Genomic DNA, 14,189 nt, shown 5'->3' with positions numbered 1-14,189 from the left:
TACCACGGATGAAACATTCGCCCTAAGCTAAATCATAGCTTAGGGCTTTTATATTGCTTTAAGCAGATGAGTTGCAAGAATAGAAAAAGGAGATAAGAAAATGAAACTGGAAAAATTAGTTGGTGACCGGTTTAAAGAGAGACCGGCAGATTGTGTGATTGACAGTCATGCACTTATGGTAAAAGGTGGATACATCAAATATGTGGCAAATGGTATCTATTCTTCATTCCTGCCATTAAAGAGAATTACACGTAAGATTGAGCAGATTCTTCGTGAAGAGATGGACAAGGTAGACGGACAGGAAGTTCAGTTCCCGGTTGTTATGCCTGCATCTATCTGGGAAGAATCCGGAAGATATGAAAGCATCGGAGACGAGCTGCTTCGTTTCACAGACAGAAACGGTGCCAGGATGGTACTTGGCATGACCCACGAAGAAGCAGCCGTACAGCTGGTTCGTGAGTATGCACAGAGCTATACCAAATATCCTTTTATGATTTATCAGATTCAGACCAAATTCCGTGATGAAGCAAGACCTCGTGCCGGATTAATCCGTGTAAGAGAGTTTACCATGAAGGATGCATATTCCTTCCATACCAGCCAGGAAGATTTGGAGCAGTATTATCAGAGAGTACACAAGGCATATGAGCGTATTTTTGAAAGAGCCGGTATTCCGGAAGTGGTATCCGTTGCATCTGATTCCGGTATGATGGGCGGAAGCCTTTCCCATGAGTTCATGCTTCTTACTCCGATTGGAGAAGATTCCATTGTACTTTGTGATGATTGTGGATACAAAGCAAATATGGAAGCTGCAGAAAATATTTCTGATATTCCAAGAGCCGCAGAATCAGCAGAACTGGAAAAGGTTCATACACCAAATATCCATACTATTGAAGATATCTGTGAATTCTTTGGCGATAAGACAAACAACTCCTGTAAAGCAGTTGTTTATCAGAAAAATTCAGATGACAGCTATGTGGTTGTATTTATCCGTGGCGATCTGGAAATCAATGAGACCAAGCTTGTTAATTATCTTGGTGATCAGATTCATGCTGCTGTTATTACAGAAGAATGCGGATTAAATGCAGGCTATATCGGACCAGTTGGCTTACATATCAATGCACCTCATGTGGTTTTATATGATAAGTCTCTGGAAGGAAGAAATAACTTATCCTGCGGAGCAAATGAAGAGGAATACCACTTCAAAGGACTTGATATGGAGCGTGATGTAAAAGACGCAGAATATCATGATTTTGCTAAGGTATACGAAGGCGGAATCTGCCCGAAATGTGGTAAGAAGACCGTCCGTATTTCTAAAGGTATTGAAGTGGGAAATATCTTCCAGCTCGGAACCAAATATACCAAGTCCATGAAGATGACTTATGTAGATAAAGATGGTGAGAGACAGACTCCAATCATGGGCTGCTATGGAATCGGTGTCGGAAGACTTGCTGCTGCTGTATGTGAAGCCCATCATGATGAGTATGGTCCAATCTGGCCAAAGGAAATTGCTCCATGGCAGGTCCACCTTTGTGCAGTAAGACCGGACAATGAAGAAGTAAAGGCTTTTGCTGATGATTTATATGAGAAAATGCAGAATGCCGGTATTGAAGTTATCTATGATGACCGTACCGTAAGTGCCGGCGTTATGTTTGCCGATGCAGACCTTCTTGGAATTCCGCTTCGTGTTATCGTAAGCCCAAGAAATATGAAGCAGGGAATCATTGAAGTGACATCCCGTGATAAGACTTTAAAGGAACAGGTTCCGGTAGAAAACGTATTTGAAGAGATTCAGAAGTACTTATAAGAAGAGATTAAAAATAGCATATTGTGAATGATATGAGAAGAACTCCTGCCGGTTGGAAAACAATCAGCAGAAGTTCTTTTTGTGCGAATAGCGAGAAAAATCGCATGCCTGCATGCAGATTTGGCAAGCACCGCGATAACTCGAGAAACTCGCAAAGCGTGTTTCTCGTAGTTAGTGCGTCTGTTTATTAATATAGCTTGTCTTAAATTTTGAATACATAATCTTCTGGCTGCGGTACAGTCCGTAATAGCCGGAGAGCATATAACTGAATGCAATCGCAAGAAGCAGGAACGGCATTGCAGCAAAGCCGAACATTTCAAAGCTGATCAGCAAAGAAGTAATCGGGCTGTTGGTGACACCACAGAAAATGGCGGCCATACCGATGGCGGCACATAAGGTTGGGGAGAAACCGGTCAACGTTCCAAAGAGACAGCCGAAGCTTGCACCGATAAAGAAAGTAGGAACAATTTCGCCACCTTTGAAGCCGGCACCAAGAGTCAGGGCAGTAAAAATAATTTTTAAAAGAAAAGCTTCCGGTGCCACTGTGCCGTCAAAGCATTTGGAAATAATATTAACGCCGGTTCCGTTGTAATCCTGATTACCTGCCAGAAGGGTGAGGAGAATAATGATGCAGCCGCCTGCCGCAGCACGAAGGTAAGGATTTTTGATAAATTTACGGTAAATGGTTTCACTGTAATGTAAGGAAATACAGAACAGGATACTGACCAATGCACATAAAACGGCAAGAATCGTTACGGTAACTGCAGAAGAAATTCCGAATTCCGGAATGTCTGAAATAGCAAAGGACGGCGGCGCAATCTGAAAGTGTAATGCCAGACCATGTGCTACTAAAGCAGAGATAACGCATGGCACTAATGCAGAATAGTGCATGATGCCGACACTGACTACTTCCAGCGGAAAAATAGCGGCAGCCATCGGTGTTCCGAATAAGGCGGAAAAAGCAGCACTCATGCCGCACATAATCATAATATGTTTATCTTTTTCATCAAAACGGAAAAGTCTTCCGAGAGAATTTCCGATGCTTCCGCCAAGCTGAAGTGCTGCACCTTCCCGGCCGGCAGAACCACCAAAGAGGTGTGTGATTAAGGTGGAGATAAAAATAAGCGGAGCCATACGCAGTGGAATTTCATCCCCAGAGTGGATGGCGGAAAGCACCAGGTTGGTTCCAGTATCCTTTTCATCATGGAGAAGATGATAGAGCAGTACAATCACGATTCCACCCAGCGGAAGAAAGAAGATGAGCCATGGATAAGCAGTTCTTGTATCGGTGACCCATGTCATGCCAAAGTAAAAGGCAATTCCCACCATACCGATGAGAAGACCGGACAGAATAGAAAAAATAATCCATTTTATGGCGGTACGCAGACGACGCAGATTGTGTTTGATTTTATGTATCACAAGTTCTTTGGTAACTGGTTCGTTCATGATGTAGTAACTCCTTTTTTATATAAAGTAAATATTATAAGCAGAAATTGTTTGTATTTTTTGAAAAATATATATTCTATAAGAAATAGTAGCATTCTGGAAATAAATTTACAAGATGAATGAAGAGATAAATGAAGAGAATTTTATTTGCAAAAAATAACCGGGGTGACTATAATAAGTGAAGGCTTTCTATAAAATCTGGAAATTACAGGCAATGGAGGAAGAAAGATGGAATCAGAAATCAGGATACGCCGGCAGATGATAGAGATTGGAAAAAGAATTTATCAGAGTGGAATGGTGGCTGCCAATGATGGTAATCTTTCTGTGCGTATATCAGAGAATGAAATTTTGTGTACGCCAACCGGAATATCTAAAGGATATATGACGGAAGAATGTTTATGTAAGATAAATCTGCAGGGAGAAGTCTTATCCTGTCAGGATGGGTTCCGCCCGTCTTCTGAAATGAAGATGCATTTGAAAGTATATGAAAAACGTCCGGATGTAAGAGCAGTTGTACATGCGCATCCGCCATATGCCACAACCTTTGCGATTGGCGGTCAGGCATTAAATCGTGCAATCATATCAGAATCCATTGTAAGTCTTGGCTGTGTGCCGGTAGCAGAATATGGGCTGCCGTCTACGCAGGAAATACCGGATGCCATTGCACCATATCTTGACTATTTTGATGCGTTGCTCTTAGCGCATCATGGGGCACTGACTTATGGAAAGGACCTGACGGAAGCTTATTACCGGATGGAGTCGGTAGAATTATATGCAAGACTTCTTTACCAGAGTAAAATGATGGAAATGGACCGGGAGCTGGATGCAGATACGGTACACAAATTATGTCTGATGCGGGAAAAGGCAGGAATGAAGAATCCGGAAACAGTCTGTGGCAGTAAGAAATTATTATTTGAAAGCTGCCGTGAGTGTATCCGCAGGAAAAATCTTTTACCAGATGGATAGAAAAGAAAACGTTTGGCAGAAGGCAGCATTTTATAAGCAAGAAAAAGTTATTACAGAGAATAGCAGGAAACAGAAAAAGGAGATTAGAAGATGACAATAGAAGAAAGAGTAAAATTAGCAGAAGAAAAACATCACAGTGGTTATAACTGTGCACAGGCAGTATTATGCAGTTACAGTGATAAGCTTGGAATTGACGAGGAAACTTTATTCCGTCTGTCCGAAGGATTCGGCGCAGGAATGGCAGATATGCAGGGAACCTGTGGAGCAGTAACCGGCATGTATATGATTGCAGGAGCACTGGGAAGCTCGGGAGCAATTGAAAAGGGCATGACCAAAGGCAGAACATATCAGACAGTAAAGGGACTGACAGCAGCATTTGATGAAAAAAACGGCTCTCATATCTGTAAAGAATTGAAAGGAATTGAAACCGGAAAGGTTTTGCGGAGCTGCGATGGCTGTATTGAAGATGCAGTCCGTATAGCAGAGCACTTGTTTTCATAGAAAAAACACAATTTTATGGTAAAAGTGCACAAAAACAGAATGTCAAAATTATATAAGTGTACAAAATGTTGAAAACCCCATTGCTATTTTTGAGTAATGGGGTTATATTATATACATCCACTGAAAACGTTACCGAGAACGTAACCAACTAGGTTCCAGACAAGTCGGTATACAGATTGGGGAAGAGGTTTTCAGGAAGGACAGCATATTATATTTTAGGAGGATGTACTATGAAAAGAAAATTAGTATCTCTTATGTTAGTTGTATCTATGACAGCAGCTATGGTTGCTGGATGTGGAAGCGACGACAAGAAAGCAGCTGACAATAATGCAGCAGGAACAGAGAAGACAGATGACAGCAAAGAAGCAGCAAGTGGTTCTGTTTACTACTTGAACTTCAAACCAGAACAGGATCAGCAGTGGCAGGATCTTGCAAAAGCTTACACAGATGAGACTGGTGTCCCAGTTGAAGTTGTTACAGCAGCATCTGGTACATATGAAGAGACTTTAAAGTCTGAGATGGCTAAATCTGATGCACCTACACTTTTCCAGGTAAACGGACCGGTTGGTCTTGCAACATGGAAAGATTACTGCGCAGACTTATCAGGAACAGATGTTTATTCACATGTTAAGAGTGATGACTTTGTACTGAAAGATGGAGACGAAGTAAAAGGTATCGCATATGTACTTGAGACTTATGGTCTTATTTACAACAAAACCGTATTAAACGCATATTGCGGAATGGACGGAGCTAAAGTTACTTCTATCGATGAAATCAACAGCTTTGCAAAATTAAAAGAAGTAGCAGATGATATTCAGTCAAGACTTGCAGAAGTAAGTGAAGCAGCTGGTCCTGAATATGACCTTAAGGGTGCATTTACTTCAGCTGGTATGGATTCATCTTCTGACTGGAGATTCAAAACCCATTTAGCAAACCTTCCAATCTACTATGAATACAAAGCAGATGGAATCGGATCTACAGATGCTATCAAAGGAACTTACCTTGATAACTACAAACAGATCTGGGATTTATACACAACAGATTCTACTTGCGAAGGCTCTATGTTAGCAAGCAAGACTGGTGATGATGCAACAGCTGAATTTGGCTTAGGCGAAGCTGTATTCTATCAGAATGGTACATGGGCATACAATGATATTATCAATGCTGGTGTATTAACAGATGATGACCTTGGAATGATGCCTATCTACATCGGAGTTGATGGAGAAGAGAATCAGGGACTTTGTACAGGATCTGAGAACTACTGGTGTATTAATGCTAATGCTTCTGAAGAAAACATCAAAGCAACAGAAGATTTCTTGAACTGGGTTATTACAAGTGACACAGGACGTGACGTTGTTGCTAACCAGATGGGCTTCACAACACCATTTGATTCATTTGATGATGGATATCAGGCAAGCAATGCATTCATGGATGCAGCTAACCAGTACATTGCAGATGGTAAGACTTCTGTAGCTTGGTGCTTTACAACAATGCCTTCTGAGGCTTGGAAAGATGGCGTAGGTTCTGCATTAACAGCTTATGCTGCTGGAACAGGTTCCTGGGATGATGTTGTAACTGCATTCGTTGATGGCTGGGCTTCTGAGTACGCAGCAGCAAACGAGTAAGACTTATCGCATATAATTAAAACAATATGTGAAAAAAGGGCGGGCGGATATCGCCTGCCCTTTATAAAGGGAAAGGAAAAATATTATGAACAAATCAATTAAAAAATATTTTCCTCTTTTTGCACTTCCAACGTTAGTTGCATTTACAATTGGTTTTATAATTCCTTTTGCTATGGGTATCTATCTTTCTTTTTGTAAATTCACAACTGTTACGGATGCAAAGTTTGTAGGACTATCTAACTATACCAAAATCTTTGGAGATGAGACATTTGTTCACTCATTATGGTATACAGCACTCTTTACAATTGTTTCTGTGCTTGCCATTAACTTTTTTGCATTCGTAATTGCGATGCTTTTAACAAAGGGTATTAGAGGAACAAATGCGTTCCGTACCATTTTCTTCATGCCGAACCTGATTGGTGGTATTGTATTAGGATATATCTGGCAGTTGATTTTCAATGGTATTCTCGCAAATTACAGCAGAACATTGGTATATAATGAAAAATATGGTTTCTGGGGTATGATTATCCTGATGTGCTGGCAGCAGATAGGTTATATGATGATTATCTATATCGCAGGTATCCAGAATATTCCTGGAGATTTGATTGAAGCTGCAGAAATCGACGGGGCAACTTCCTGGCAGGTACTTAAAAATGTAACCTTACCGATGGTAATGCCATCTATTACCGTATGTACATTTTTAACACTGACCAACGGATTTAAATTATTCGACCAGAACTTAGCATTGACAGCAGGTGAACCTGCAAAGAGATCACAGCTTTTAGCATTGAACATCTATGATACTTTCTATGGTAGAAACGGATGGGAAGGCGTTGGTCAGGCAAAAGCAGTTGTATTCTTTATTCTGGTAGCAATAATTGCACTTGGACAGAACTATCTGACCAGACGTAAGGAGGTGCAGCAGTAATGAGTAATGTAAGAAAAGCAAAACATGGCTGGATTTTTACCATTATATTTACTATTTTAAGTGTACTGTGGGTACTTCCAATTGTAATCGTATTTATGAACTCCTTTAAATTAAAGGCATATATTAACCGATTCCCGTTCCAGTTAGGACCGTTTAAAATGACTGACGGATGGGACAGATTTGTTGCCGGAGTACAGAAGGCATTTGTTGGATTAACCAACTATGCAGAAGGTATCCGCAAGATTAACTTCTTTAATGCGTTTGGAACATCATTATTTATCACAGTATGTTCTGTTGCAGTAATTATTCTCTGCACATCTATGTGTGCATGGTATATCATCCGCGTGAATGATAAGTTTTCAAAAGGTTTATATTGCCTTTGCCTGTTTTCCATGATTGTACCTTTCCAGATGGTAATGTTTACATTATCCAAGCTGTCCAATATGTTACATCTTGGAAATCCGGTTGGAATCATTTTAGTATATCTTGGATTTGGAGCAGGACTTGCGGTATTCATGTTTACCGGCTTTGTAAAGAGTATCCCGCTTGAAATCGAAGAAGCAGCAATGATTGATGGATGCAGCCCGATTCAGACATATTTCCAGGTTGTATTCCCGATTTTAAAGCCTACGGCAATTACAGTTGCAATTCTTCAGGTAATGTGGATTTGGAATGACTACCTTCTTCCATATCTGGTACTCGATATCAGAAAATGGAAAACGATTCCGATTGCAATTCAGTATTTGAAAGGTGGATATGGCTCTATCGACTGGGGTGCAATGATGGCTATGCTGGTACTGGCAATTCTTCCAATTATCATTTTCTATGGAATCTGCCAGAAATATATTATCGAAGGCGTTGTTGCAGGAGCTGTAAAAGGTTAAGCATTTATATAATAAGTATTTCGCTATAGATATAGTGTAAAGGCAGGACAAAACATGACAATAAAAGATATTGCAAAAGAATCCGGATATTCAGTAAGTACTGTGTCGAGGGTTCTGAATAACAGGGATGATGTGAGTCCGGAAGCAGAAAAGAAGATTCGGCGGATTGTTGCAGAACACAATTTTGTTCCAAATGGAAATGCCAAACATTTGAAACAGATTGCCTCTAAAACCATCTGCGTACTGGTAAAAGGTACGTCAAATATGGTTTTTTCAGGGATAGCAGAAGAAATTCAGACGATTGTAAATAAGACCAGTTATACATTGAATATGATATATCTGGATGAAGAAGAAAATGAAGTAGAACAGGCAATTATTCAGTGTCGTGAAAGAAAACCTCTGGGGATTTTATTCCTCGGAGGTAATCCTGCATTTTTCAGGGAAAAGTTTCATGAAGTAAAAGTTCCATCGGTATTAGTGTCTACAGCAGGAAAAGATCTTGGCTTTCCGAACCTGTCCAGTGTAGCAACAGATGATGTGGAAGCAGCGAAATGTGCCATGAATTATCTGGTGAATCAGGGGCATGTTCATATTGGGGTAATTGGAGGAAATTTAAGTTCCTCTTATGTCAGTGAACAGCGTTATATCGGGTGCGAGAAATGCTTTGGTGAAAAGGGAAGAATATTTGATTACGATAAATATTTTGTGAAAGCAAGATTTGACTTTGGAAGTGCATATCGGGCTACGGAAAAACTTTTGGAGAAGGCAAAGGATGTGACTGCTATATTTGCGATGAGTGATGTCATGGCAATTGGAGCAATTCGTGCGATACGAGACAGAGGTCTGTTGGTACCGGATGATATTTCCGTTGTGGGGTTTGACGGAATACCAATGGCGGATTACTATAATCCAAAGCTGACCACTATAAGACAGCGGTACCAGACGATGGCACAACGCAGTCTTGAAATACTATTTCGTACAATTGACTTGAAAACCAAGGCAGTACATGAGATAATACCTTTTGAACTTGCACTGGGGGAAAGTGTTCGTGAGATAGGAAAATAATCTAGTTTGCAGGAGGAATTTAATTATGAGAACAAGTGGGATATTAATGCATATATCTTCACTTCCGTCACCATACGGAATTGGTACAATGGGAAAGGAAGCCAGAAAATTTGTAGACTTTTTGGATAAAGCAGGACAGACTTACTGGCAGATATTACCGATATGCCCAACCAGTTATGGAGATTCTCCGTATCAGTCATTTTCAAGCTTTGCGGGGAATCCATATTTTATTGACTTAGATTATCTTTGTAAGGATAAGTTACTGACAAAAAAGGAATGTTTAAGCTATGAATGGGGAGAAAATCCGGAATTTGTAGAGTATGGAACACTTTATGAAAACCGTTTTCCTTTATTGAAAAAAGCATATCAGCGCTTTAAAAAAGCATTACCGGATGATTTTGCGGACTTTTGTGAGAAAAACAGTGACTGGTTAGAGGACTATGCACTGTTTATGGCATTGAAGGATGCAAATGGCGGGGTTGCATGGTTTGAATGGAAGAAAGATTTAAAACTCCGCAAACCATCAGCAATTGAAAATGCGAAAGAAGAATTTGCAGATGATGTTGAATTCTGGAAAATGCTGCAGTATCTGTTCTTCAAACAGTGGACAGAGCTGAAAGCATATGCTAATGAAAAAGGCATTCAGATTATCGGTGATGTACCTATTTATGTTGCTGGTGACAGCGCAGATGTATGGGCAAATCCGGGACAGTTCTATTTAGATGAGAACCTGGATCCGATTGATGTATCCGGATGTCCTCCAGATGCATTCTCTGATGATGGACAGTTATGGGGTAACCCGTTATTCCGTTGGGATGCTATGAAGAAGGATGGTTATACCTGGTGGACAAAACGTATCAAAGCAATGTCTGAATTGTATGATGTTGTTCGTATTGACCACTTCAGAGGTTTTGATTCATATTACGCAATTCCTGCAAAGGATAAGACAGCAAGAAATGGAGAGTGGAGAGAAGGTCCTGGTATGGACCTGTTCAATGCTCTGGAAAAGAAACTTGGCAGATTAAATATTATTGTAGAAGATCTGGGTTATTTAACACCGTCCGTAAAACAGTTGTTAAAGGATACCGGTTTCCCTGGAATGAAGTTAATCCAGTTTGCTTTTGACAGCAGAGAAGAGAGTGATTACCTTCCACATACATATCAAAAGAATTGTGTTGTTTATACTGGAACTCATGATAATGATACCATTATGGGATGGTTCAAGACGGCTCCAAAGGAAAGCGTTAAATATGCCAAAGAATATTTAAGATTAAACAAAGAAGAAGGATATAACTGGGGCACCATGAAAGCAGTATGGGGCTGTGTTGGTGATATGGCTATTGTTCCGATGCAGGATATTCTTGGAATTGGCAGTGAAGGACGTATGAATACACCATCTACACTTGGCATGAACTGGAAATGGCGTGCAGTAGATGGACAGATTACTTCGGCACTTGCAAAGAAAGTCTGCAAAAATATGGAAATCTACTGTAGAAAGAGAAAAACAAAAGAAGAGCTGGAAGCTTTAGAAACAGCAGAATAAAATGTATCATTTTATAGTAAACAATACCTCGGGAGGCGGCAGGTCCAAACGGGTCTGGGAGGAACTGCAGAATTACCTTCTGGAGCATGAAATAAGGTATAAAGCACATTTTACAGAGTATGAGGGCCATGCGAAGAAGCTTGCAGACCGTGTATGTGATATTGATAGAGAAAAAGTGTATCTTATTGTGGTCGGTGGTGATGGTACGTTAAATGAAGTACTGAACGGGATGCATGATTTTGAAAAAATCCGGTTTGGCTACATACCGACCGGCTCCGGGAATGATTTCGCAAGAGGTATGAAAATCAATGGAACACCTACAGAAAATTTAGAGCGGATACTTCAGGCGGAAGAGACAACGCCGATTGACTTAGGTTGTGTCAGCTGGGTGGAAGAAGGACAGAAGGAACAGAAGATTTTTGCAATTAGTTCCGGTCTTGGACTGGATGCGGATGTATGTAAACAGGCACTGCATTCCGGATTAAAGAAAGCATTAAATAAACTGGGACTTGGTTCATTAACCTACGTCTGTCTTACGATAAAATCCCTGTTTACCATGCCGACAGCAGAGGCGAAGATAGTATTTGATGATGAAGTGGAAGAGCCGATTTCCCGGATGATTTTTATTGCTGGAATGAATCAGTATTGTGAAGGCGGCGGAGTGCCGATGGCTCCGGATGCAGTGGCTACGGACGGAGAATTTTCGGTCTGCTGTGGCTATGGAGTGGCAAGGTGGCGTACCTTTTTTCTGCTGCCATTTCTGGTAAAGGGAAAACATACAGGATTTAAGTGCTTTGATATCCATAACTGCAGAAAATTCAGCGTGGATTTGGAAAAACCAATGGTATTGCATGCTGACGGAGAATATTGCGGGGATGTGACGCACGCAGAGTTTAGATGTCTTTCTGGAAAACTGAATATTTTGTTATAAAGGTGACTTCCTCCTGCATATACATATAACAGTATAGGCAGGAGGAATTTATATGGAAAATTTTAATACAGGCACTTATGATATGTATAAAGATATCAGTGCAAGGACAAATGGGGAAATTTACATAGGTGTGATTGGAGCTGTGCGGACCGGAAAGTCATCTTTTATCAAACGTTTCATGGAGCTGATGGTACTTCCGTTTATGGAGGATGAAAACAGCCGCCAGCGTGCGGTGGATGAAATGCCACAGGCGGCCCAGGGGAAAACCATTATGACAACAGAGCCGAAGTTTATTCCAAAAGATGCTGCAAAAATCCGGCTTGGCGAAGATGCCGAAGTAAAAGTGAGGCTGATTGACTGTGTGGGTTATATGGTAGAGGGTGCCACCGGACATCTGGAAAATGGTGTGGAGCGAATGGTAAAGACGCCTTGGTTTGAAGAGGAAATTCCTTTTACAAAGGCAGCAGAGGTCGGGACCAGAAAGGTTATTAATGACCATGCAACCATTGGAATTGTAGTAACTGCAGATGGCAGTTTCACAGATATCCCGCGGGAGAATTATGTGAAAGGTGAGGAAGAAACCATAAAAGAGCTGCAGAGAATCGGAAAACCCTTTGTTATGGTACTGAATTCCGTAAAACCATACAGCGAGGAAACGGCACAACTGGCAAAAGAATTAGAAGAAAAATATGAAGTCAGTGTATTTCCACTGAATTGTGAGCAGCTTCGAAAAGAAGATGTCTATGCAGTGCTGAAGGGTATCCTCTATGAATTCCCGGTGGTGAAGATGAATTTCTTTCTTCCGAAATGGGTAGAAATGTTGGAAATGAGTCATCCAATCAAAGAAAATGTGGTTGCAAATGCTGGAAAAATGCTGTCGGAAGTAACTCTGATTAAAGATTTGATGGATTACAAGATGGCTCCGGAGGGAGATTACATTTCCAATATGATGATGCAGGCGGTGAATCTGGAAAATGGCACAGCAGATATCCGGCTGGATATTGCAGATCAGTATTATTATGAAAATATCAGTGAACTGACCGGAACAGAAGTGACCGGGGAATACCAGCTTATTTCCATGATAAAAGAGCTTTCTGAGAAACGTAAGGAATATGAGAAGGTAGCGGATGCGGTACAATCGGTAGAAATGAAAGGATATGGAGTGGTGAGTCCGAAGCTTTCAGATATTAAAATGGATGATCCGGTGCTGATTAAACATGGCAATAAGTTTGGTGTAAAAATCAAGGCAGTAGCACCGTCTGTTCATATGATCCGGGCAAATATTGAAACGGAGATTGCACCGATTGTAGGAAGTGAAGAGCAGGCAAACGACTTGATTCATTATATCAAAGAGGGACAGAGCACAGAAGATGGAGTCTGGGGAACCAGCATTTTTGGAAAATCCATTGGAGAACTGATGGAAGACGGTATCCGCAGCAAGATTGGCATGATGGATGATGAAAGCCAGATGAAACTGCAGGATACCATGCAGAAGGTTGTAAATGATAATAATGGCGGATTAGTCTGTATTATTATTTAAGGATGCAAGCCGGTAATCCCGGGGCGATATTCCTTTCAGCTTATGGAACGTCTTGGAAAAATGCAGCCCATTGTCAAAGCCTACGGAATTAGCTACAGCAGTAATGGATAGGCTGGAGTGTTCTAAGAGATAGCATGCCTGTTTTAAACGAAACTGGGTCAGATAATTTTTCGGCGACTGACCCAGTATGGTTTCAAAAGAGCGGTACAGATGGCTCCGGCTTACGCCTACATAATCAGCAATATCTTCTACATGAATCGGGTAGGAATAGTTGGCGGAAATATAGGCAATTCCTTTCTGGACATAGTTGCTGGAACTGTTATACTGTTCATTATTGCTGGCATGTTTCATAAAAAGAGCCAGCGTCTGATAGAGCCGTCCGGTCATTTCTACAGAATCCATGAAATCATTTCCGCAGGCTTCATAGATACCGAGAAGGTGTTCCCGGATGGATTCGGAAAGCGGCGTCTGGTGAATCAGTGGAAACTCCCTGGAAAAATCTGTGGCATTCAAAATAATGGCAGCGTCACTGCCATTAAAGCCTACCCAGGCATATTCCCACGGGTCTTTTTCGTCTGCATAATAGGTGATTTCGGTCTGAGGGTAGACAAGGAAGGTATCTCCGGTGGAAAGGGCATAAACTTTACCACCAACAGAATAATATCCTTTGCCGGATAGAATGTGATGAATCAGATAATGGTCACGGATTCCCGGTCCCCACTGGTAAAGAGGTTCACATTTCTGGAAACCGACATTATAGACGGAAAGGGAAACCAGTTCTTTTTTATTTACTTTATAAGAATTCTTATATTTTGGGTCCATCGTATGCCTCCCTTCTGGAATTTGCAGATAGATTATAGATATATTATAGAGGCTGTCCTTTGCAGATGCAACAAAAATACATATTGTTTATACAATAGATACTGTTCAAATACAGGAATATAAGGTATACTCTT

At 40.9% G+C, this 14,189-nt stretch carries 12 protein-coding genes and 1 other annotated feature (1 of these 13 only partly in view); of the genes, 10 read left to right on the top strand and 2 right to left on the bottom strand.

The window, feature by feature from the left end; translation table 11 throughout:
• Positions 1 to 28, top strand: a binding site (T-box leader) (it extends 200 nt beyond the left edge of the window).
• Positions 29 to 100: 72 nt separating this feature from the next.
• Entirely contained in the window at positions 101 to 1,804 is a 1,704-nt protein-coding gene (locus tag DXB39_RS03210) for a proline--tRNA ligase (protein ID WP_117840990.1), read from the top strand.
• A gap of 171 nt (positions 1,805 to 1,975) precedes the next feature.
• Here the strand turns inward: DXB39_RS03210 and DXB39_RS03205 are convergent, their stop codons facing one another.
• The gene (locus DXB39_RS03205; RefSeq protein ID WP_117697143.1) at positions 1,976 to 3,250 is read right to left on the bottom strand and encodes a chloride channel protein; all 1,275 of its coding nucleotides are present in this window, start codon (positions 3,248 to 3,250) and stop codon (positions 1,976 to 1,978) included.
• A 228-nt stretch (positions 3,251 to 3,478) separates the two neighbouring features.
• Between DXB39_RS03205 and DXB39_RS03200 the strand changes: the two genes are divergently transcribed.
• From DXB39_RS03200 to spoIVA, 9 genes are all read left to right on the top strand, one after another.
• A complete protein-coding gene (locus DXB39_RS03200) occupies positions 3,479 to 4,216 on the top strand; it encodes a class II aldolase/adducin family protein (RefSeq protein ID WP_117697145.1) in 738 nt (245 codons plus the stop codon).
• A gap of 90 nt (positions 4,217 to 4,306) precedes the next feature.
• Positions 4,307 to 4,717 carry a C-GCAxxG-C-C family protein gene (locus DXB39_RS03195; protein WP_117840991.1) on the top strand — a complete coding sequence of 137 codons (411 nt, stop codon included), beginning with the start codon at positions 4,307 to 4,309 and terminating at the stop codon, positions 4,715 to 4,717.
• Between the two features lie 230 nt (positions 4,718 to 4,947).
• Positions 4,948 to 6,342 (top strand): ABC transporter substrate-binding protein, encoded by a 1,395-nt coding sequence (locus DXB39_RS03190; RefSeq protein ID WP_117840992.1) that lies wholly within the window; start codon positions 4,948 to 4,950, stop codon positions 6,340 to 6,342.
• An 85-nt stretch (positions 6,343 to 6,427) separates the two neighbouring features.
• Entirely contained in the window at positions 6,428 to 7,270 is an 843-nt protein-coding gene (locus tag DXB39_RS03185) for a carbohydrate ABC transporter permease (protein WP_117697151.1), read from the top strand.
• Positions 7,270 to 8,154, top strand: a complete 885-nt coding sequence (locus tag DXB39_RS03180) for a carbohydrate ABC transporter permease (protein WP_117840993.1) — start codon at positions 7,270 to 7,272, stop codon at positions 8,152 to 8,154. The genes DXB39_RS03185 and DXB39_RS03180 overlap by 1 nt, the downstream gene beginning before the upstream one ends.
• A 54-nt stretch (positions 8,155 to 8,208) precedes the next feature.
• Positions 8,209 to 9,219, top strand: a complete 1,011-nt coding sequence (locus tag DXB39_RS03175) for a LacI family DNA-binding transcriptional regulator (RefSeq protein ID WP_117697153.1) — start codon at positions 8,209 to 8,211, stop codon at positions 9,217 to 9,219.
• A gap of 25 nt (positions 9,220 to 9,244) precedes the next feature.
• Positions 9,245 to 10,762, top strand: coding sequence for a 4-alpha-glucanotransferase (gene malQ / locus DXB39_RS03170; protein ID WP_117840994.1), 1,518 nt, complete (start codon positions 9,245 to 9,247; stop codon positions 10,760 to 10,762).
• A 1-nt stretch (position 10,763) separates the two neighbouring features.
• Entirely contained in the window at positions 10,764 to 11,693 is a 930-nt protein-coding gene (locus DXB39_RS03165; protein ID WP_117840995.1) for a diacylglycerol/lipid kinase family protein, read from the top strand.
• A 52-nt stretch (positions 11,694 to 11,745) separates the two neighbouring features.
• Positions 11,746 to 13,233, top strand: a complete 1,488-nt coding sequence (gene spoIVA / locus DXB39_RS03160) for a stage IV sporulation protein A (RefSeq protein ID WP_117840996.1) — start codon at positions 11,746 to 11,748, stop codon at positions 13,231 to 13,233.
• Here the strand turns inward: spoIVA and DXB39_RS03155 are convergent.
• Positions 13,213 to 14,055 carry an AraC family transcriptional regulator gene (locus DXB39_RS03155; RefSeq protein ID WP_117840997.1) on the bottom strand — a complete coding sequence of 281 codons (843 nt, stop codon included), beginning with the start codon at positions 14,053 to 14,055 and terminating at the stop codon, positions 13,213 to 13,215. The genes spoIVA and DXB39_RS03155 overlap by 21 nt on opposite strands.
• Positions 14,056 to 14,189: the final 134 nt, after the last annotated feature.

Source organism: Roseburia sp. OM03-7AC (assembly GCF_003462625.1).
Lineage (GTDB): Bacteria > Bacillota > Clostridia > Lachnospirales > Lachnospiraceae > Roseburia_C > Roseburia_C amylophila.
This window is presented reverse-complemented; position numbering and strand designations above follow the sequence as displayed.